Origin of the sequence: Veillonella sp. CHU732, from assembly GCF_003992085.1 — a bacterium.
Classification (GTDB): Bacteria; Bacillota; Negativicutes; order Veillonellales; family Veillonellaceae; genus F0422.
On the sequence record NZ_RQVC01000005.1, the window covers coordinates 69,097 to 90,824 of the forward strand.

Annotated in this window: 22 protein-coding genes; all 22 read left to right on the forward strand. The window is 38.7% G+C overall.

Features of this window, described 5'->3' with window-relative positions; genetic code table 11:
* Window positions 1-4: 4 nt before the first annotated feature.
* Window positions 5-886 carry a branched-chain amino acid ABC transporter permease gene (locus EO121_RS03390; RefSeq protein WP_127166032.1) on the forward strand — a complete coding sequence of 294 codons (882 nt, stop codon included), beginning with the start codon at window positions 5-7 and terminating at the stop codon, window positions 884-886.
* On the forward strand, window positions 883-1,896 hold the full coding sequence (locus tag EO121_RS03395) for a branched-chain amino acid ABC transporter permease (protein ID WP_127166034.1): 1,014 nt from the start codon (window positions 883-885) through the stop codon (window positions 1,894-1,896). The genes EO121_RS03390 and EO121_RS03395 overlap by 4 nt, the downstream gene beginning before the upstream one ends.
* Before the next feature lie 10 nt (window positions 1,897-1,906).
* A complete protein-coding gene (locus EO121_RS03400) occupies window positions 1,907-2,665 on the forward strand; it encodes an ABC transporter ATP-binding protein (RefSeq protein ID WP_126937350.1) in 759 nt (252 codons plus the stop codon).
* A 1-nt stretch (window position 2,666) separates the two neighbouring features.
* Window positions 2,667-3,377, forward strand: coding sequence for an ABC transporter ATP-binding protein (locus tag EO121_RS03405; protein ID WP_127166036.1), 711 nt, complete (start codon window positions 2,667-2,669; stop codon window positions 3,375-3,377).
* A 444-nt stretch (window positions 3,378-3,821) separates the two neighbouring features.
* Window positions 3,822-5,066, forward strand: coding sequence for an aminotransferase class I/II-fold pyridoxal phosphate-dependent enzyme (locus EO121_RS03410; protein ID WP_127166038.1), 1,245 nt, complete (start codon window positions 3,822-3,824; stop codon window positions 5,064-5,066).
* Window positions 5,067-5,517: 451 nt separating this feature from the next.
* Window positions 5,518-5,955 carry a division/cell wall cluster transcriptional repressor MraZ gene (mraZ, locus tag EO121_RS03415; protein WP_127147949.1) on the forward strand — a complete coding sequence of 146 codons (438 nt, stop codon included), beginning with the start codon at window positions 5,518-5,520 and terminating at the stop codon, window positions 5,953-5,955.
* Window positions 5,956-5,965: 10 nt separating this feature from the next.
* A complete protein-coding gene (rsmH, locus tag EO121_RS03420) occupies window positions 5,966-6,898 on the forward strand; it encodes a 16S rRNA (cytosine(1402)-N(4))-methyltransferase RsmH (protein WP_127166040.1) in 933 nt (310 codons plus the stop codon).
* A gap of 15 nt (window positions 6,899-6,913) precedes the next feature.
* Window positions 6,914-7,321 (forward strand): cell division protein FtsL, encoded by a 408-nt coding sequence (locus tag EO121_RS03425; RefSeq protein WP_127166042.1) that lies wholly within the window; start codon window positions 6,914-6,916, stop codon window positions 7,319-7,321.
* A 48-nt stretch (window positions 7,322-7,369) separates the two neighbouring features.
* Window positions 7,370-8,854 (forward strand): UDP-N-acetylmuramoyl-L-alanyl-D-glutamate--2,6-diaminopimelate ligase, encoded by a 1,485-nt coding sequence (locus EO121_RS03430; RefSeq protein ID WP_127166044.1) that lies wholly within the window; start codon window positions 7,370-7,372, stop codon window positions 8,852-8,854.
* 1 nt (window position 8,855) lies between these two features.
* Window positions 8,856-10,220 (forward strand): UDP-N-acetylmuramoyl-tripeptide--D-alanyl-D-alanine ligase, encoded by a 1,365-nt coding sequence (gene murF / locus EO121_RS03435; protein WP_127166046.1) that lies wholly within the window; start codon window positions 8,856-8,858, stop codon window positions 10,218-10,220.
* 17 nt (window positions 10,221-10,237) lie between these two features.
* Window positions 10,238-11,200 carry a phospho-N-acetylmuramoyl-pentapeptide-transferase gene (mraY, locus tag EO121_RS03440; RefSeq protein WP_127166048.1) on the forward strand — a complete coding sequence of 321 codons (963 nt, stop codon included), beginning with the start codon at window positions 10,238-10,240 and terminating at the stop codon, window positions 11,198-11,200.
* A gap of 61 nt (window positions 11,201-11,261) precedes the next feature.
* Window positions 11,262-12,614: a UDP-N-acetylmuramoyl-L-alanine--D-glutamate ligase gene (gene murD / locus EO121_RS03445; protein WP_127166050.1), complete on the forward strand. Its 1,353-nt coding sequence runs from the start codon at window positions 11,262-11,264 to the stop codon at window positions 12,612-12,614.
* Window positions 12,615-12,624: 10 nt separating this feature from the next.
* On the forward strand, window positions 12,625-13,731 hold the full coding sequence (gene murG / locus EO121_RS03450) for an undecaprenyldiphospho-muramoylpentapeptide beta-N-acetylglucosaminyltransferase (protein ID WP_127166052.1): 1,107 nt from the start codon (window positions 12,625-12,627) through the stop codon (window positions 13,729-13,731).
* 14 nt (window positions 13,732-13,745) lie between these two features.
* The gene (gene murC / locus EO121_RS03455) at window positions 13,746-15,119 is read left to right on the forward strand and encodes a UDP-N-acetylmuramate--L-alanine ligase (protein ID WP_127166054.1); all 1,374 of its coding nucleotides are present in this window, start codon (window positions 13,746-13,748) and stop codon (window positions 15,117-15,119) included.
* A 1-nt stretch (window position 15,120) separates the two neighbouring features.
* Window positions 15,121-16,053, forward strand: a complete 933-nt coding sequence (locus tag EO121_RS03460; protein WP_127166056.1) for a D-alanine--D-alanine ligase — start codon at window positions 15,121-15,123, stop codon at window positions 16,051-16,053.
* A gap of 8 nt (window positions 16,054-16,061) precedes the next feature.
* Window positions 16,062-16,928: a cell division protein FtsQ/DivIB gene (locus EO121_RS03465; protein WP_127166058.1), complete on the forward strand. Its 867-nt coding sequence runs from the start codon at window positions 16,062-16,064 to the stop codon at window positions 16,926-16,928.
* Between the two features lie 12 nt (window positions 16,929-16,940).
* Window positions 16,941-17,621, forward strand: a complete 681-nt coding sequence (locus EO121_RS03470; RefSeq protein ID WP_127166060.1) for a DUF881 domain-containing protein — start codon at window positions 16,941-16,943, stop codon at window positions 17,619-17,621.
* Window positions 17,618-17,968: a small basic family protein gene (locus tag EO121_RS03475; protein ID WP_127166062.1), complete on the forward strand. Its 351-nt coding sequence runs from the start codon at window positions 17,618-17,620 to the stop codon at window positions 17,966-17,968. The genes EO121_RS03470 and EO121_RS03475 overlap by 4 nt, the downstream gene beginning before the upstream one ends.
* Before the next feature lie 150 nt (window positions 17,969-18,118).
* Entirely contained in the window at window positions 18,119-19,135 is a 1,017-nt protein-coding gene (ftsZ, locus tag EO121_RS03480) for a cell division protein FtsZ (RefSeq protein WP_240629385.1), read from the forward strand.
* Window positions 19,136-19,158: 23 nt separating this feature from the next.
* A complete protein-coding gene (locus EO121_RS03485) occupies window positions 19,159-19,734 on the forward strand; it encodes an outer membrane beta-barrel protein (RefSeq protein WP_127166065.1) in 576 nt (191 codons plus the stop codon).
* A 258-nt stretch (window positions 19,735-19,992) separates the two neighbouring features.
* A complete protein-coding gene (locus tag EO121_RS03490; protein ID WP_127160214.1) occupies window positions 19,993-20,601 on the forward strand; it encodes a hypothetical protein in 609 nt (202 codons plus the stop codon).
* On the forward strand, window positions 20,588-21,118 hold the full coding sequence (locus EO121_RS03495) for a biotin transporter BioY (protein ID WP_127166067.1): 531 nt from the start codon (window positions 20,588-20,590) through the stop codon (window positions 21,116-21,118). The genes EO121_RS03490 and EO121_RS03495 overlap by 14 nt, the downstream gene beginning before the upstream one ends.
* Window positions 21,119-21,728 lie beyond the last annotated feature (610 nt).

Sequence of the window (21,728 nt, forward strand, 5' to 3'; positions counted from 1 at the left end):
CACGATGTTTTTACAGCAATTAGTGAATGGCCTTACTTTAGGCAGTCTCTATGCAGTATTGGCGATCGGATTGACACTTGTGTTTGGTGTATTGAACATCATCAACATGGCTCACGGAGGCATCTTTATGATAGGTGCCTTCGTGGGTTTATTTATGGTGACAGTCTTTGAAGCTAATATCTTCGTAGCCATCCTTGTGGCTATGTTCGTAGGGGCAATTCTTGGATATTTGTTAGAGTTTGTGGCACTTCGTCCACTTCGCAAAAAAAATGTATCCCATTTGGCGCCATTGATTTCTACAATTGGCGTATCTATTTTTATTGAAAGTGTAGCCTTACTTGTGTGGGGCCCACAAACACGTTCTTTCCCACCAGATTTCATTGGTGGACTTATCGACTTTGGTATGTTCAAAATTTCCATGGTTCAAATCATTGGACTTGGCGTATCCATTGTGTTAATGTTGATTTTAAATGTACTTATTAAAAAGACTAAAATTGGTAAAGCTATCCGTGCCGTATCCTTAAGCACAGAAACGGCATCCTTATTGGGGATCAACCCGACACTAGTTATTTCTGTAACAGTGATGCTCGCTTCTGCATTAGGATCTGCCGCTGGTGTGCTGGTTGGTTTATCCTTCGATGCCGTAGAGCCTATGATGGGTGTTGTTATCGGATTTAAAGGATTAGCAGTGTTAATTCTTGGCGGGCTTGGAAACATCACTGGTGCTATGGTTGGTGGATTCATTTTAGGTGTATCTGAAGTATTCTCCGTAGCCTATGGAGCATCTTCTTACCGTGATGCTGTAGCCTTTGGGTTAATCATTCTCTTATTATTCTGGAGACCACAAGGGTTATTCGGATCCAAAGATAAGGGGGGACGACCATGAGTGAAATTTTAAATCCATATTATCTACAAATTGTGATGTTCTTCATCATCAATGCTATTATGGGTATTTCCATTTTCTTCACCCTTTCTACAGGACAGTTGACATTGGGTGCGGCTGGTTTTATGAGTGTGGGTGCCTACGTGGGTGCTTTGCTCACTCTGAAAGCTGAGTTACCGATTCCGATTGCTATCTTCATTGGTGGTATCGTAGCGGCCTTAGTAGCTGTTGTGATTGGTTTACCAACTACACGCTTGAAAGGTTTATACCTTGCTATTGCTACCTTGGGTTTTGGTGAAGTAGTACGTGTTATCTTTTTGAACTTAGAAGTGACACATGGTGCCTTGGGTCTTTCAGGGATTCCAGCGATTGCTCAAGAATTGACGAACTATGTCTATGAATTCGATATGGACGGTTTGTTAGATATCGACGCATTAACATGGGGTAACTTGTTGACCATCATTATTTTGTTGGTTATTTTAGTGGTGATTATTTTGTTCTGTTTACGCATCCACAATAGTCGTGTAGGTCGTGCATTCCAAGCTATTAAAGCAGATGACCATGCAGCAGAGTTGATGGGTATCAATGTGGTGTATTACAAAATGCTAGCCTTTGTCATCGGTGCTTTCATTGCTGGTATTGGCGGTGGTTTGTATGCACATATTACAAACTTCATTAACCCTACAGATTTTAGCTACCACAAAGTAGTGCAAATTTTATTGTTCCCTGTGTTTGGTGGTTCAAATGTAGTATGGGGGTCTGTACTAGGCTCTTTCATTTTGACATTGTTACCAGAAGTATTGCGTTTCTTAGCAGATTACCGGGATATTATTTATGGCGCATTACTAGTCATCTTGATGGCTGTTCGCCCAGATGGTATTTTGACAGAAGATTTGATGGACAAAATCTATCGTAAACTAGGTGTAAAAAAGAAACCATACATTCCAGAATCACAAGTATTAACAGAACGCTTTGAAGCTTATAAAGCACAGAGCAAGTCTGGTCAAGAATAGGAGGTAACCCATGCTATTACAATTAGATGATGTAAGTAAAAGCTTTGGCGGTGTGGCTGCTTTGACAGGTGTTACCTTCCAAGTGAATCAAGGCGAAGTCTTTGGTGTTATCGGACCAAATGGTGCTGGCAAAACAACATTGTTCAACTTAATTACTGGCGTATTCCCTGTAAGTACGGGTAATATTGTCTTCGATGGTATGAATGTAGTGGGTATTAAACCACATCGTACAGTGGAGATGGGGATTGCGAGAACGTTCCAAAATATTCGCCTTTTTGGTAATATGACGGCGTTGGAGACTGTGTTGACTGGAATGCATTGCCGCACAGGTTCTGGTGTATTGTCTAGTTTCTTCCGTACAAAACGCCAACGCATTGAAGAAGAACGTTGCCGTGGTATTGCCTATGAGTTTTTAAAACTGGTTGGCTTAGAAGAAGATGCAGAAGAAGTAGCAACGTCTTTACCATATGGTAAGCAACGTCGCTTGGAAATTGCCCGTGCCTTGGCAACGCATCCACAGTTAATCTTGTTAGATGAACCTGCGGCAGGTATGAACGATAGTGAGACAGAAGTATTGCGTCAATTGATCGGCAAAATCCGTGATTTAGGTATCACTGTTGTTGTCATAGAACATGATATGGCGTTGATGATGAATATTTGTGATCGCTTAGCAGTGTTGAACTTCGGCAAAAAGATTGCAGAAGGCACACCACAAGAGATTCAAAATAATCCAGATGTAATCGAAGCGTACTTAGGAAAGGAGGAATAATATGTTAAAAATTGAAAATGTAGTAGCTGGTTATGGTCATATAACAGCCTTAAAATTTATTAACTTAGAAGTTCCTCAAGGTTCTATTGTGTCTTTGATTGGTGCCAATGGTGCTGGTAAATCGACAACCATGCGTTCTATCATGGGTTTAGTAAAACCTACAGAAGGTCGCATTACCTTTGAAGGTAAAGATATTACATCTATGAAAACTCATGATATTGTGAAATCTGGTATTTCTCTCGTTCCAGAAGGTCGCCAAATATTACAAGATATGAGTGTTTACGAAAATCTTGAAATGGGAGCCTATATTCGTAAGGATGCTGAAATCAACGATGATATTAAAAAAGTATTCAAGCGATTCCCTATTCTTGATGAACGTAGTTACCAATTAGGTGGTACTTTATCTGGTGGACAACAGCAGATGCTTGCCATCGGTCGTGCTTTGATGGCTCGTCCTAAATTGTTGTTACTAGATGAACCATCCATGGGTTTGGCACCGTTGGTTGTGAATGAAATCTTTGAAGTCATCAAAGAGATTAGCGCCGAAGGAACGACAGTATTGTTAGTAGAGCAAAACGTACGTCAAGCTTTGAAAATCGCTGATTATGCATATGTATTAGAAACAGGTAAAATCGTTCTTTCAGGACCAGCTGAAGAAATTCGTCACGACCCTAGAGTGATGGAAGCATACTTAGGTGGTAAAGTAGAATAATTAGATGGACTTCTGCAGAATTTCCTTGAGGTAAAATGCAGAAGATAGTTAAACTAGAGGTGTAACAACGTACTCCTTACTAGAAAAGTATATAAATATAGAAGGCAGATATATAATCCAAGTTGGTTATGTATCTGCTTTTTACTTACCTGTGTTGAATGCATTCTTTTAGCATAGAGAAATACTGAACATAGAAATTTATGTGCAAAAAATGATAATGTAAGACAGTGTAACTTTTATTAAATACCTAATAGTATGAGTAAGTGGCAATCTTATGATATAAGGTATATTATCTAATGTTGAACTTTCAAAATATTAAAAACTTTTGCTAGATAAATACTATTGTGTATACATGAGCTCATCATCTTGTAGGAGAATGATTTTTCTTGTAAACTAGTATTATAAATATAAAATATATATAACTAATATAGGAAGGTGTTTACTATGAGTATGGCAGCAAAACAAGCACGTGGGAAAAAAGCAAACGATGTCATCTTCGCGACAAACTCACAAGCTCAAGAGGCAGCGAAACAATATGGCAAAGAAAATGTATTAATTGGAACTGTCGGATCTATCCTAGATGAAAATGGCGACATTGTTTTCTTGAAAGTGGTAGAAGATGAGTTTCGTAATTTGCCACGTAATGAATATGTTGCATATGCACCGATTGAAGGGTTAAAAGAATTTGTAGAAGCATGTAAACAAGAATGCTTTGGACAATCTCGGCCAGATGCCTATATTGAAGGGATAGCCACAGCGGGTGGTACAGGTGGTATTCATCACTTAGTTCACAATTATACAGAACTAGGTGATAAGGTAATTACCGCTGATTGGTACTGGGGGGCATACAAGCAAATATGCCAAGATAATAGACGCGAATTAATTACATATCCTTTATTTGATGAGAATTATGGTTTCAATTTTGAAGCTTTACAATCTTTGATGTTGGAAATTGCTGAGAAGCAAGAAAATGTGCTGGTTATTTTTAATACACCTGGCAATAACCCAACAGGGTTTTCCTTATGTGACAGTGATTGGGATAAGGTATTAGATTTGGTGAAACGCATCGTCAATACTGGTAAGAATAAAGTTATTATTGGTGTGGATGCTGCGTATATTGATTTCTCTGGACCTAAAGAAGATGTACGTCGATTCTTTAAAAAGTTTGAACATTTATCAAAAGATATTTTAACAGTCGTATGCTATAGTATTTCCAAAGGGTTTACTATGTACGGTCAACGTGTTGGTTGTATGTTAGGGATTACCTCTGATAAAGAAGTGGCACAGGAGTTTTTTGATATTAACCAAATGACATCTCGTGGTACTTGGTCTAATATTAATAGACCTGCTATGCGTACGGTCGCTAATATCGTGCTTGATTCTGAAAAATTAAAACGTTATGAAGAGGAACGTAATTGCTACTCTCGTCTCGTAGAAGAACGGGCAGGTATCTTGGAATGTGAAGGAAAAGCGATAGGCTTACCAATGTTGCCATACATGGGTGGTTTCTTTGCAACAATTCCAAGTGATAATCCAAAGGCCTTGGCAGATGAATTGAAAAAAGAAAATGTATTTTTAATTCCTGTAGCAGGTGGTGTTCGCATTGCCGTATGTTCCATTCCTAAAAGACAAATCATTGGATTGGCACAACGAATTTATGATGCTATGAAACGTGTAGGGCAGTTATAATACGATAGAATAGAGACAATAGAATATGACATATAACTGTTAGGAAAAGACAGGTGAATCTAGATTCACCTGTCTTTTTTCTGTTTTATGGGATTGATATGTCTTGTCATATTATGAAAATTCTTTAATTACCTTTATATTTACATAAATATAGGATAAAAATAGCCTATTCTATAGTTAGTAAATATTAAAATTGAAGAAAAATGGAAAAAATCCTCCACTTTTTCCCACTCTATTATTTAGTTAAAAATGTTCGATTTTATTTCTTATGCACGAACATATACATAAATATTTGTAAATTTGTTCGCTATTAACGGATTGTAGGAAAAAAATGTATAAATATCTATAAATTGGGTGGTTATTTTGTTGTGAAAAGTGGGGATTTGTGGTAAAATTTACCATATAGTGGTAAATAGGGCGAATGGGTGAGAGAAAAGGAGGTGTCCTTGCTATGTTTAAAGGTGAATTTTCACATACAATTGATAGTAAAGGGCGCATGATCATTCCCGCTAAAATGCGTGAACAACTAGGAGAAACTTGTGTTGTGACACGATATTTTGACAATACCTTAGCCATTTATACCCAAGAAAAATTTGATGAAATTGCAAAAAAATTAAGTTCTCAAAGCTCAAATAAAGCCAATCAGCGTGGGCTAGTTCGTTTTTTTGTAGGTGGTGCTGCTGACCTTGAGTTTGATAAACAAGGTCGAGTGTTGATACCTAGTAATCTACGTGCCCATGGTGAGCTAAAAAAAGATGTAGTTGTGGTTGGTAATGGTGAACGCATCGAGATTTGGAGTAAAACTCGTTGGGAAGCATATAACAACGAAATTTATGGAAATATTGAGGCGATGGCAGAAGAACTTGATTTGGATGATATTGGATTTTAAGTGAGGAATTATGGACTTTCATCATGTGAGTGTATTACTCAATGAAACGCTAGAAGGATTGGCGATTAAACCAAATGGAACCTATGTGGACTGTACATTAGGTGGTGGGGGGCATTCCCATGCTATCGGTGAACGGTTATCTTCAGAAGGTATGATTGTTGGTTTAGATCAAGACGTAGCGGCATTAGAGGCAGCCTCTCAGAGATTATCTGATTTAGCTTGCCGGGTGAAAATCATTAAAACTAATTTCTCTAACTTAAAGCAAGCATTACAAGAGGCAGGAATTAATAAAGTCGATGGATTTGTCTTTGACTTAGGTGTATCGAGTCATCAACTAGATACAGCAGAACGAGGGTTTTCTTACATGCAAGATGGTCCCTTGGATATGCGTATGAATCAAACTAGTACGTTGACCGCAGAAACGATAGTAAATACCTATTCGAGTGATGACTTGTATCGCATTATCTGGGACTATGGTGAAGAACGTTGGGCGAAACGGATTGTTCAATTTATCGTAGAATCTAGAGAAGAAATGCCTATAGTGACTACCTTTCAGTTGGTGGATATCATTAAACGTGCGATTCCAGCAAAGGCTAGACAAGATGGCCCTCATCCAGCAAAGAGAACATTCCAGGCGCTTCGCATAGAAGTGAATCAGGAACTTCAGATTTTGCATGATGCTTTCGTAGATGCTGTATCTATGTTGCAACCAGGTGGAAGAATTGCAGTGATTACATTTCATTCTTTAGAGGATAGAATTACAAAGCAAACTTTTAAAGAGTTAGCACAGGGGTGCACCTGTCCACCGAACTTACCAGTCTGTGTGTGTCACCACATACCCACAGTAAAAGCAAAAAATAAGGCCATAGAGCCAAGCGATAAAGAAGTAGAAGAGAATCCACGGTCCCGGAGTGCCAAGTTAAGGGTAGCCGTAAAATTATAGTTAGGAGGAATATATATGTTAGTACGAAAGGCTGCGTACTGGGAGCAATCAGCGCCTTATGTAGAGCCCGTCAGAAAGAAGAAAGTAAAAACACAAGCGTTCATTTGGGATCTAACCCCAGATATGCGTCAGTGTTTGTTAACTGTACTACTGGCGATGGTATTAGGCTTGACTTGCTTGCTCTTAACAGGTGTCACTGAAAATGCACGTAAAGAAACAGTCAATTTACAGGAACAGATTGTATTAGAAAATCGTACTAATTATGAATATAATTTGGGCTTAGCAGAACTAAGATCTCCTACGCGTATTCAAAAAATAGCGCAACAAAAACTTGGCATGGTGTTACCAGATAATTTCGTTTACACTAGTAAGAATACAGTGGAAGAACGAAATGTGACGATGAAAAAGGATATTATAGAATGATGAAGGCAGTCCTTTTGGGCTGCTTTCTCTATGATTGGAGGAATCAATATGAAACGAGTGGAAGAAATTGTAAAGGTTGTATCTCCTACGAAAGTAGAAGGTCCTTTGACATCCGTTGTTAGCCATATTACGGCTGACTCTAGAACAGTACAAGAAGGTAGCTTATTTATCTGTTTAGTGGGCGCTACAGTGGATGCTCACAATTTTGTAGATAAAGCTGTAGAAGATGGCGCAGTAGCGATTATTGCCTCTAAACCAGTGACAGTGCCAGAACATGTAGCTGTACTATATGTTGAGGATACAAGACAAGCCTTGCAAGATGCTGTTCCATTTTTTTATGATTATCCAGCATCTAAAATGCGTATGATTGGTGTAACTGGTACGAATGGTAAAACTACGACGACGCATATCATTGGTCATATGTTGCGGTCTCAAGGCTATACAGTGGGAATTATTGGAACAGTACACATCTTAATTGATGATCAATCCTATCCAATTCATAATACGACTCCAGATGTAGCGGATTTACAGCAAATATTACAACAAATGGTGGATGCTGGTGTCACACATTGTATCATGGAAGTCTCTTCTCATGCCTTAGCATTAGGACGTACAGCAGGAGTAGAATATGATACAGCCGTATTCACTAATTTGACACAAGACCATTTGGATTTCCACAAAACATTTGATAATTATTTAGCGGCAAAAGCTAAGCTATTTAAACAAGTTAGTGCCTCCTATCAGGTGAAAGAAGGTAAGGGCGCTGTTATTAATGTAGATGATGCCTATGGTCAAGCGATTGTAGATGTGACTACAGCACCTATGATTACTTACAGTACAGAAGGCAAAGGTACAATGAATGCTTCTGATTTGGCGATTACTGCTAAATCTTCCCAATTCACCTTATCCTATGAAGGAAAAACCTATCCGATTTCTACGAAAATTGCAGGTATGTTCAATGTGTATAATACCTTAGCAGCTGTAGGGGCTGCCTTATATGAAGGGTTGACGATGAAACAGATTGTGAAAGCATTGTCTACTTTTACAGCTGTACCAGGTCGATTTGAGCTCATTGAAGAAGGACAAGATTTTGCAGTCGTTGTAGATTATGCTCATACACCAGATGGATTAGAAAATATTTTACAAACTGCGAAGAAGATTGTAGAGAATCGTATTTTAGTTGTCTTTGGTTGTGGTGGTGACAGAGATGCTACAAAACGCCCTATTATGGGACGTATTGCATCACAATTTGGAGATCGCGTATTTGTGACATCGGATAACCCTCGAACAGAAGATCCAGTACAAATCGTAAAAGATGTCGAGGTAGGTGTGAAAGAAGGTTTACATGATGGTGTAACCTACGAAGTCATTGTAGACCGTCGTGAGGCGATTCATAAGGCGATCAAAGAGGCCACTACAGGAGATGTAGTTATCATTGCAGGTAAAGGCCATGAAGATTATCAAATTTTAAAAGATGAAACTATCCATTTTGATGATCGTGAAGTGGCAAGAGAAGCCTTGAAGGAGAGATAATATGGCACAATTTACAGTGCAAGAAGTACTAGAGGCAACACAAGGGTTCTATGTAGGAACAAGTACTTGTTCCTTTGCTGATGTATCAACTGATACCCGTACAATTGGGAAAAATGGATTATTTGTTGCTTTGGAAGGAATGACATTTGATGGTCATGATTTCCTTGCAGTGGCAAAAGAACGTGGTGCTACTGGTGCTGTGGTGAAACGAGGTAAAACGATCGATGGCTTAGTTTGTATTGAAGTAGAAGATACATTACAAGCATATCAACAATTAGCAACCTATCATCGTAGACGTTTCCCAATCCCTGTCATTGGTATTACTGGTTCCTCTGGGAAAACAACCACAAAGGAAATGATTAGCGCTGTATTAGAAAAAGCCTTTACAGTGCTCAAAACAGAAAAGAATTATAATAATGAAATTGGCGTTCCAAAGATGTTATTGCAATTGACGGAAGACCATGATGTATGTGTTCTTGAAATGGGGATGCGTGGGCTTGGTCAAATTGCTGAACTAGCAGAGATTGCAGAGCCTACAATAGGGGTTATTACTAATGTAGGTACTAGCCACATTGAACTATTAGGGTCTCAAGAAAATATTGGAAAAGCGAAACAAGAATTGATTGAAGCCTTACCAAGTACAGGAGCAGCTGTATTGAATCATGATGATCCTTTTGTATTGCCTATGTCTAACGTAACGGAGGCAAGGGTGATGACCTACGGTATGCAAGAGAGTTCTCAGGTACAAGGGACTCAATTAGAATATACAGCGAAAGGTATTAACTTTATTGTTCATGATACATCAGGTGATTGGAATGTATTTTTACCTATGATTGGGATTCACAATGTGTATGATGCATTATCGGCGATTGCAGTAGGGACGATTTTAGGTGTACCGAAAGCAGAAATTGTGGAGGCTTTTAAAGAGTTTCCAGGCATACCTATGCGTCAAGAGATTGTAGCTTTTCCAACTTTCACAGTATTAAATGATGCGTACAATGCAAATCCAAATAGTATGGCAGAGTCCATTCGAGCTATGGGACAGTTGCAAGGGACACGTAAAATTGCTATGCTAGGAGATATGTTAGAGTTAGGTGAGCATTCCAAAATAGCTCATGAAGAGATTGGCAGGATTCTCGGAGAAGAGCACTATGATATGGTGTTTACCTTCGGCGATATGATGAAAATAACAGCCTCCGTAGCAAAAGAAGCAGGGGTTCCTTATGTCTATGTAGGAAAGAGTCATCTTGATATTGCCAATGCCTATTATGATGTAAGACAAGAAGGTGATGTGATTCTAGTAAAAGGGTCCCGTGGCCTAAAAATGGAACGTATTATTGAAGATTTTAAAGAACGACATGAATAAGTAAGGAGACATGTGACATGAATATGGACTATGCATTAGCCTTTGGCTTAGCCCTAGTAAGTACATTAGTATTCGGTAAAATAGGGATTCCTCTATTACAGCGATTGAAAGCACAACAGTCGATTCGTGAAGATGGACCTCAGGCACATTTAGCTAAAGCTGGAACACCAACAATGGGTGGATTATTTATGATGCTAGCTTTAGTCATCACAGTTTGCATAGTACCACCCTATTCTGTAACATTGTGGATGCTATTATTTTTAACCTTAGGCCATGGTGCATTAGGATTTAGTGATGATTTTATCAAAGCTGTGAAACGCCGTAATTTAGGTTTAACAGCAAAACAAAAATTATTAGGTCAAGCGGTGTTAGCCGTTATATTTTGCTATATTTCTATTGCTTATGCAGCATTGCCCACTACTTTATGGATTCCATTAGTAGATATCACTATAGATCTTGGTTATGCGTATTATATATTGGCATTTATCATTATTTTAGGAACAACGAATGCTGTTAACTTAACTGATGGCTTAGATGGATTGGCAACTGGTATTTCTGCTATTGCAGGGGCTGCCTTCGCAGTGGTAGGATTATTAGTAGGCTCCTTAAGTGTTACCTTCTTTGGTATTGTCGTGAGTGCGGTTTGCTTAGGATTCTTATATTTTAATGCGAATCCAGCGAAAGTATTTATGGGAGATACAGGTTCATTAGCATTAGGTGGTGCTTTTGCAGGGATGGCCATTGCTACAAAAACAGAACTTTTATTAATTGTCATAGGCTTTGTATTTGTAGTAGAAGCCTTATCTGTTATTTTGCAGGTAGCATCTTTTAAAACTCGAGGTGTTCGTATTTTCCGTATGAGCCCAATTCACCATCACTTTGAATTAGGTGGCTGGAGTGAGCGAAAAGTGGTATATGTATTCTGGGCTGTTTCTTTGGTAATGGCATTATTGGGTATTGCACTTCTTAGCATGAAATAATATAGATTACGGCTCTACTAGTAAGAGCCGTTATTCTTGCATATAGGGTTAGGTGGTTATAATGGATTATTCAGATTCTCATGTATTGGTATTAGGTGCGGGTCTTAGTGGTATTGGTGTAGCCCACACATTGGCTAAATTAGGCGCAACAGTGACGCTTAATGATTATAAACAAATTGATTTTGATACTACTGAAAGTCAGCGTTTGGCAGACAATCATATCGAAGTGATTACAGGGCAACAAGATTTTGTGCTGCTTGATACGGCTACAAGAGTAGTTGTATCACCTGGTATTTCGTTAGAGATACCCATCATTCAAGAGGCAAAAAAAAGAAATATTCCTGTAGTAGGGGAAGTAGAAATTGCCTATGAAGTATCAAAAGCTCCTATTTTAGGTGTGACAGGTACAAATGGTAAAACCACAACGACTTCTTTATTGGCAGAAGTATTGAAAGAAGCAAAATGGGATGTCTATGTAGGTGGTAATATTGGCTACTCTCTTAGTGAACAAGCCTTGGCAGTACCTGAAACAGGTGTACTAGTAGCTGAACTGTCATCGTATCAATTGGAGAGTATTGATAAGTTCCGCACCAAAGGGGCTATCTTGTTAAATGTGACTCCAGACCATTTGTTACGTCATAAAACGATGGAACGATACCAAGAGGCTAAGGAAAATATTTTTCGTAATCAAGAATTAGGGGATTGGACAGTATTAAACTTTGATTCTCCTATTGTAGCTGATATGGCAAAACGAGTAAAAGGCCATGTGTTAGGAATTAGTCAAGAAAGACCTGTCACAGATGGAGCGTATTTTGAAAATAATACATGCTATGCAGTGATGCATGGTAAATCAGTGCCAGTGATTACGACAAAAGATATCCATATTCCAGGGGCCCACAATATTGAAAATATTTTGAGTGTGATTGCCCTAACCTACGCATTGGGTGTGCCAGTAGAAGATATTTATCAGGCTATAGCAAAATTTCATGGTGTGGCTCATCGTTTAGAACGGATTCGTACTCTAAATGGAGTTACGTACTATAACGATTCTAAAGCAACCAATACGGACTCTACCATTAAAGCCTTAGAGTCTTTTACGTTCCCTCTTGTATTGATTGCAGGTGGGAAGGATAAAATGACAGATCTTGAAGAAATGATGGAGTTAGTGAAAACCAATGTAAAAGAACTAATTCTTATTGGTGAAGCAGCACAGCGTTTTGCTGAAGCTGCAGTTAAAGTGGGCGTACCTCATATTCATCGTTGTGAATCTATGGAAGATGCAGTATCCTTAAGTGCTCGTATAGCGGAAGATGGGGATGTAGTATTATTATCTCCAGCCTGTGCAAGTTTTGACTGGTATGCACGATTTGAAGATAGAGGCGATCATTTCCGAAGATTAGTAGAACGATTGTAAGGGGGCATACATGAATATCATGATTTCAGGTGGAGGTACTGGTGGTCATATTTATCCAGCCCTCACGATTTATAAAACATTAGAAACACTGGTAGATGCCAACTTTCTTTATGTAGGAACTGAAAGGGGACTTGAGTCGCGGATTGTTCCTAAAGAAGGGATTCCATTTACTACATTACCTGTACAAGGATTGCAACGTAAATTGTCCTTAGATACTTTGGTAACAGCAGGTAAAACACTGTCCTCCTTGTGGAAAGCCAATCAATTAATATCTGATTTTAAGCCAGATATTGTTATAGGTACTGGTGGCTATGTATGTGGTCCTCTACTATTAGCAGCTGCTTTACGTGGGATTCCTACATTAATTCAAGAACAAAATGTAGTACCAGGCATAACGAATAAAATTTTAAGTCGCTTTGTAGATGTAGTAGCTGTAGGATATGAAGAAGCGACTCCACATTTTCCAAGTGCAAAGAAAGTTGTATATACGGGCAATCCAGTACGTCCTAGTGTAGTGACTGCAAATCGGGAAGAGGCTAGAGTGTACTTTGGTTTACAAGATGATCAAACAGCTATCTTAGTAGCTGGAGGATCTCGTGGTGCACGGAGTATTAATACAGCGATGCAAGCCGTTCATGAACACTACAAAGGTAGAGAGGATATTAAAATTATTCATGCTACAGGTACTGATGAATACAGGCGTGTTTGTGAGGGATTAGGCATACAAGAAGGTGATGTATATAGCTCAACATCACATATTGTTCCTTATTTAGATAATATGGATACGGCTATGGCTGCATCAGATATGGCGATATTTAGATCAGGAGCCATAGGGCTAGCAGAATTAGCGGTGCGTGGTATACCATCTATTTTAATCCCTTATCCTTATGCAGCTGCTGACCATCAAACATTTAATGCGAAAGCATTTGTAGACGCTGGTGCGTCTACGATGATAGTAGATAAAGAATTAAACGGTACCAGGTTATTGCAAGCGGTAGATGCAATGTTAGCAGATCAGAGATGTCGCAAACGTATGGCACAAGCTACATTACAATTAGGAAAGCCTGAGGCAGCTATAGAAATTGCTAAGTTGGCTCTATCTATTAAGAAATCATAGGAGGGAGTATCTCTATGTTAGATACCTATCAACGTATACATTTAATCGGCATCGCCGGTTCTGGCATGCGTGCCATTGCGCATGTATTGATTGAAAAAGGATTTATTGTATCTGGTTCCGATATTCAAGAATCTGCCATTACAGAAAAATTTAGAAATGCAGGGGCTACTATTTTTATGGGCCATGATGCTACTCATGTAGAAGGAGTGGATGTGGTTATTCGCTCTACTGCGATCCATGATGATAACCCTGAAATTGTAGGGGCTAGAGAGCGAAATATTCCAATTTTACACCGTTCCGACGTGGTAAAAGCAGTGTTAGATGAAACCTATGGTATTGCCGTGGCTGGTGCACATGGTAAGACGACAACTACGTCTATGATTGGGCAAATTTTTATGGAAGCAAACCAAGATCCAACCATCATCATTGGTGGAGAAGTAGATTATTTAAATGGTAGTAGCCATGTAGGTAAAGGTAAATATAGTATCGCTGAAGCTGATGAAAGTGATGGTTCTTTCTTGCATTTAAATCCTAAGCGCATCGTGATTACAAACATTGAAAATGACCACATGGACCATTATCGAACGGTGGAAAACTTATTGCGTGCCTTTACTGAGTTTTCCATGAAATTACCAGAAGATGGGATAGCTGTGGTATGTGGTGATAATCCATCGATTCGTCGTATTATGCCGGATATTAAGCGCCAATGCATTACCTATGGCATGGGGGCAGGCAACGATTATCGCATTGAGAACTTGCGCATTGAACAAGGGATTACTACTTTCGAAGTAATTCATAAAGATACTGTGTTAGGCACGTTACGACTAGCTGTACCAGGTCAACATAATGCGTTGAATGCATTAGGAGCACTTGTAGTAGCCTTAGGAGAAGGAATCTCTTTTGAAGTAGTTGCTCAAGCTTTGCGTAAATTTATCGGTGCGAAACGTCGTTTTGAGACAAAAGGACATGTAAAAGACGTTTGGGTGGTAGATGATTATGCCCATCATCCTACAGAAATTGCGGCTACAATTAAGGCAGCAAAATCTTTGGAAGACCATCGAGTAGTAATTTTATTCCAGCCACATCGGTATAGTCGTACAAAATTATTGTTGCGTGAGTTTGGTACGGCTTTCAAAGAAGCTGATCTAGTGTTCATTACAGATATTTATAGTGCTGGCGAAAATCCTGAGGCGGGGATTGATGGTATGTCCATTCCATTGATGATTAAAGAATTAACAGGTAAAGAGGTTCATTATGTGGCGGATGTGAATACACTGCCAGAAACTGTATTAGAGTTCATTCAACCTAATGATTTAGTCATCACTATGGGGGCAGGTAATATTAATCAATTTGGACCTAAACTTTTAGCTTTATTGGAGGAAAAATAAAGTGAAGGATAAACGTATTATTGTCCTCATGGGAGGACCATCAAAAGAAGCTGATGTATCGAGAAGAACGGCTGCAGCTATTGCGGAAGCATTACAAAGTAAAGGGTATGCAGCTACAACATTAGAATGTAATCCAAGTACAGTAGTACAAGATTTACAAGATTTAAACTGTGATGTTGTATTTAATGCGATTCATGGCAAATATGGGGAAGATGGAGCCTTACAAGGGGCCCTTGAAATGGCAGGTATTCCTTATACGGGATCTGGTGTAATGGCGCATGCGGTGGGAATGAATAAAAAAATGAGCAAACATGTATTTTTAGGGGCTCAGATTCCTACAGCTAATTCAAAATCCTATGATAGTCAATTACAACCTGTGGATACGATTTTAGAAGATATTCATACAAATTTCAAAGTTCCTTTTGTCGTAAAAGCAGCAAGTCAAGGGTCTAGTATTGGTGTAGCGATTATTAAGGATGAAGCTACTGTTGATGCAGAAGTAAAACAAGTATTAGACATAGACCATGTCATCGTAGTAGAAGAATTTGTAGATGGTAGAGAATTTACTGTATCTGTATTAGATGGTAAAGCTTTACCAGTGATTGAAATTCGACCACATTCTGGGGAATATGATTATGCCTCTAAATATACAACGGGTGCTACTGATTATTTAGTTCCAGCACCAATTACAGAAGCACAAGCTGCTACCATGCAACGTATTGGTGAGTCTGTATATCAGCAAATGCAATGCGCTGGTGTAATCCGTGTAGATATCATGATGAACAGCACAGATGACATGTTTGTACTGGAATATAATACAGTACCAGGTATGACAGCTACATCTTTAGTACCTAAAGCAGCAAAAGCTATAGGAATTGAATTTCCTGAATTGTGCGAACAAATTCTTCATTCAGCTGGATTGCATAAATTTTAGGAGTCACTATGAATGTAAATGGGTTTCAAACGCAAGAGGAGCAGCGTGTTCCTCTATTTGAGGAACAACCAACGAATGAAAGACAGAGGCATCCTATAGAAGATGGTTGGGAAGTTGTGACCATAGATACACCAGAAGGACCTAAGCGTGTACGGCGTAGACGGAAGTCAAAACCACGTAAACAATCTAAGCCAGCGGTCTGGAAAGTAGTTGTTGGTGCCTGCATATTAATCGGTCTCTTTACATTACCGTTGCCAATTGGTCAAATTCAGGTGACAGGAAATAGTCAATTAACGTCAGAAGATGTGGTACACATAGGTGATTTAGGGTATCCTGTCAATATTTTGCGGGTTAGAACGGGCGCTTTAGAAGAGCGTTTACAAAAGGATATACGTGTGGATACGGCACATGTATCTTATGCATTACCACTTACTTTGCAGGTAGATGTGAAAGAACGAAAAGCGTTGGTTGTAGTTCCTTCTCAATTTGGATTTGTTTCTTTAGATCGAAACGGTATGGTTATTGCTAGTAGTGCTACTATTCCTGACACAACGGTGCCTATTATTTCTGGAGTGCGATTAGGGAATGCATTATTAGGCGATACTATTGAAGCTGAGGGAATCCGTGGAGCCATTGCGTATATGGAGGCTTTCACTGAAGAGGGACGAAAGAAAATTGGTGAAATCAATGTAGGTGATGCTGATAAAATGATTGCCTATACGGTAGAAGGCTTGCCAATTCATATTGGTGATCGTAATAATTTAGAAGAAAAGGCAAAAATAACTGCAGATATGCTTGTGGATATTGCACAACGTCATGTATCTGCTGAGTTTATCGATGTAAATATTAAATCCCCTTTTATTAAAACACAATAAAGGAGTACAAAGTTGAAACAAGGGCGTATCGCCATAGCTGTAGTAAGTATGATTGTAGGGGTCATGCTTGTTACGCAGTACAGAATGACGCAGACTATTGCAGATGGCAATATAAACTTACAAAGAAGTGGAGAGTTGGCACTAAAGATTCACTCTCTTCAAGAAGAACGGGCGGGCCTTAAAAAACAAATTGCTACTATGAAAGAAGAAGGAAGTCTAGAGGGTATGAAAGAAGAAAATCAACTGTTATCCCTTAGGGCTTCCTTAGTCGACGTAGAAGGTCCTGGTGTGGTGCTAACCATAACAGATAGCAAAACGCCTGTGAAAGATGGGGAAAACCCAAATTTATATCTAATTCATGATGAGGATATGCTTCGCATTGTGAATGAACTAAGAGCAGCTGGGGCGGAAGCCATCTCTATCAATGATCAGCGGCTCATAGGAACTTCAGAGATTCGATGCTCTGGACCTACGGTAACAGTGAATGGAAAGATTTTTGCACCTCCATTTATTATCAAGGCCATTGGAGATACAAAAACATTACATTCTGCTTTGACCATGCGAGGTGGTGTAGTAGAGTCTCTCAAATATTGGGGGATTGAAGTGAAAATTCAAGATGAAGAGCATGTGACGGTCCCTGCTTATGATGGAACGATAAAACAAAATTACATCAAAGTGAAGGGAGGTCAATGATGGTATACGTGTGGATTATAGGAGGATTACTACTAGGCATTGTCATTGGTATTATTACACCCTTTGATGTACCAGTATCCTATGCTAAATATACATCTGTGGCACTCTTAGCTGCTTTGGATTCTGTTTTTGGCGGCACAAGAGCGGCTATAGAAAGAACATTTGGACTGTCTATTTTTATTACAGGGTTCTTTTCTAATTCCTTATTAGCAGCAGTATTGGTATTTTTAGGAAATGTGGTAGGCATAGATTTATATTATGTAGCATTGATCTCATTTGGGTTGCGTTTATTTCAAAATACAGCGGCTATCCGTAGATTATTATTAACAAAACGACTACATACATAGAAAATTTAAAGTCAATTTTTGACTTTCATTGAAAAAATATAGAATATATTGTAAAATAAAAGCAAATTATAAATGATAAGATAGACTAGTAGTATAATGTCATTGTAATAGCATATGAAATATATCTCTAGTAAAGAGGAGGAGCATTCGATGTCAGAGTTTGCAAAAATTAAAGTTATTGGTGTTGGTGGCGGCGGCGGAAATGCCGTATCTCGTATGATTGGTAGCGACTTGGAAAATGTTGATTTCCTAGTAGCTAATACAGAGACACAAGCATTAGATGGTACTAATGTACCTGTTCGCATCCAAATTGGTGAGAAGGCTACTAAAGGCTTAGGCGCTGGTGCGAATCCAGAAGTAGGCCGTGAAGCAGCAGAAGAAAGTCGCGAAGATATTTTGAAAGCATTACAAGGTGCTGACATGGTTTTCGTTACTGCTGGTATGGGAGGTGGTACTGGTACTGGTGCAGCTCCTGTAGTGGCAGAATGTGCTCGTGAAGCTGGCGCATTAACTGTGGGTGTTGTGACAAAACCATTTGGCTTTGAAGGTAAAAAACGTAAAGAACAAGCTGAACGTGGTATTGAAGCATTAACTGGTAAAGTGGATACTATCATCACAATTCCAAATGACCGTTTGTTGGGTATCATTGATCGTAAAACTTCCTTGAAAGATGCGTTCTTAACAGCTGACGAAGTATTGCGTCAAGGTATCAAAGGTATTTCTGACTTAATTACAAAGCCAGGTTTAATCAACCTTGACTTTGCCGATGTAAAAACTATCATGACAAACCAAGGTGAAGCATTGATGGGTATCGGCGTAGGTGAAGGTGAAAACCGCGCTGTAGATGCTGCGAAACAAGCAATCAATAGCCCACTATTGGAAACTTCCATTGACGGTGCAAAAGGCATCTTGTTAAACATTACTGGTAGCGAAGAATTAAGCTTATTTGAAATTAATGAAGCAGCAGAAATTATTTCTGAAGCAGCAGATCCAGAGGCAAATATTATCTTCGGTTCTGTTATCGATGAAAATGTAGGCGACAAAGTGTACATCACTGTGGTAGCTACTGGTTTTGGTGACCAAGGTTCTTCCAATAGTTTTGCTCGTAAAAGTCCATTCGGTGCTACAGGAAACTCTCCAGACGTACCAGCTTTCATGAAACGATAAGATACTCATAGTAGGAGGATATTATGAAGAAAATCATAGTAGCCACAGCTGTATTAGCTGCCTTTAGTGCTTCTGCATTCGCAGCTGCTGTTCCTGTCACAAATATTAATGCAGGCGAAACAAAAGTAGCCGCTGAATATTCTTTATCTAAAAAAACAGCCCAAGATATAAAACGTAAAGATGGCTTTGGCGTATCTGCACAGAAAGGTGTATCCGATAATTTAGCGGCACAATATTCTTTTAATAAAGTACATCGTACAGGTGCTGATATTAAAGATCATCAATTGGCGGGTGCTTATGCGGTGCATCCTAATATCAATGTATACGGTGCTGGTACATACGTAGATATGGGTCCCAAACAAAGTGGCTTTGGTTACCAAGCAGGTGTAATTGGTCATACGCAATTAGCTGATAAAATTGAAGGCTTTGCTAAAGTAGGTTTCGGTAATGATATTAAAGGAACTTACCAAGTGGGAGCTTCCTATGGATTACGTCCAGATATTGATTTAAATGTGTACTATCAATATGATCAATACAATATGAATCAAAATAAAACGGATGTGAAAGGTTTGCATGCAGGAGTAGGATACTCTTTCTAAGTAAACAAGTCGCATCGTCGAGATGTAGAAAAGAATAGATAAGGACTGTCATAGAAGGGGAGAATCCCTCTATGACAGTCCTTTTGCTTTGCTTGTACAGTGTATGTGAACAGGCAAGTAGCATATGTTAACGAATAATTTGAAAAATAAGTTGACTATATGACGTTGGATTTCTTATAATAAAGGTGTAACAGAATGTAAGAATCATGTAAGCTTGTCAGATCCAGTATACCCATGTTATGGGGAGGAGGTAGTACTATGCATACACTTTGTAAAGGTTTAGCAAGTGTAAGAGAAGTACCGAATGCCGTTATTGTACGAAATGTGCAATACAAACGAACTACAAGATCACCGCAGTTACAAATTAACTATACCCCAAGAAAGCAAGAACATATAGTGACGGTTTGTAATTCAAAAGGAACCTTAGTGTCCACGATGTTAGAACGGTTCGATTCCGAATGGAATCACCATGATGAAGTTTCATTGGGGGAAATGCCAAAGGTTTGGCCAGGTGAGTTGAAAGACAGAACAAGAACGAAATTTGTGTTTACACCAGAATCAATTCTTGAGTTTGTCGATGCCATTCAAGATGATAATCCCATCTATCGGGAAGAAGTTCCTGTTGTACCAGAATTAATGGTGTTATCACACATGGCCCATCACGTGTTAGATGAAACAATGTTACTTCAATTAGATATTACGTTTTCTGCGCCATTTTATGGTGGAGATGTTATTTATGTAGAAAAACTTACAATCCATTCAGAAAAGCATACACAAATTGGTGAGTGCGAATTAGTCGGTACTCATGGAGGGCGTGCTCGTTGTAAATGGATTTATGAAGAGGAGTTAGTAAATGTTAAAGACTAGAGAGTTGACAAAAATGGCATTACTCGTGGCATTAGTTTGTGTAATGGCTCAATTATCGATTCCCAACCCAATGGGAGTAGGAATGATTTCCTTAATTACCGTTGCACTTTGTTTGATTGGTCTATTATTGCCACCAAAACAAGCATTTTTGACATTATTAGTCTATGTATTGTTAGGAGCAGTTGGATTACCTGTATTTACTGGATTTACTGGTGGGATGGGGAAAATACTGGGCCCTACAGGCGGATTTATTTTGATTTGGCCTATCGCTTATACGGCAGTTAGTTGTTTAAAGGGAACAGAAAAAAGTTTTCTTAGATATGCTGTAGTAGCTACGGTAGTGAGTATTGCCATTACCTATGTAGCGGCGGTGCCGTATTTCATGTCTGTTGCAAATATACCATTTACTGCTGATGGATTACAAAAAGCCTTGGGAATTTTGTTCTATCCATTTATCATTGGTGATATTGTAAAAGCAATTCTATCCGCATGGATTGCTACAAAAATTAAATTATAATATGTAGGTTATGAAAAGCGACTAGATCCTGTTGGATGTAGTCGCTTTTTTGTGTTCGGTGTCATGTTATCTATTGCTGTACAGTGTGAAATGAATTTAAAAATAATAGGAATGTCAACGTATCTTCTATATCAATTAGTCATTCGCTGAAAGTCCTTTTTTCATGCAACTTAGTGAATCATAATATGTGGTAATTCTTCAAAATTATATAGTTCTATGATTTTTTATAAGTTTACTATATCTAATTGATATACATGATATAGTGTTTTAGATTGAAATTAGCTACAAGATGTTGTAAACTAAAGTCAATGATACCCGTGCAGGGTAGTTTCTAGTGAAACATCTAATACCATACTAGATGATTAGACACATGAGTAAGTTCTTGAAATAATTGTTCTAGAACTTATAGAATGCCTAGGCACTAAAGGTTAAGTAAGAATAAGCTACAAGTGTAGACAAACCATAGACAGGAGCAGAGACTGCTCTTTTTATATGTCTACATTTTGATTTAATTATGCAATGTAAAGGCAGTCAGTGTATCTGTTATATATTGCGTATAGTTCATACTGAATCGAATGTCCATCATGCTTATACTGGCATAAGTGACATG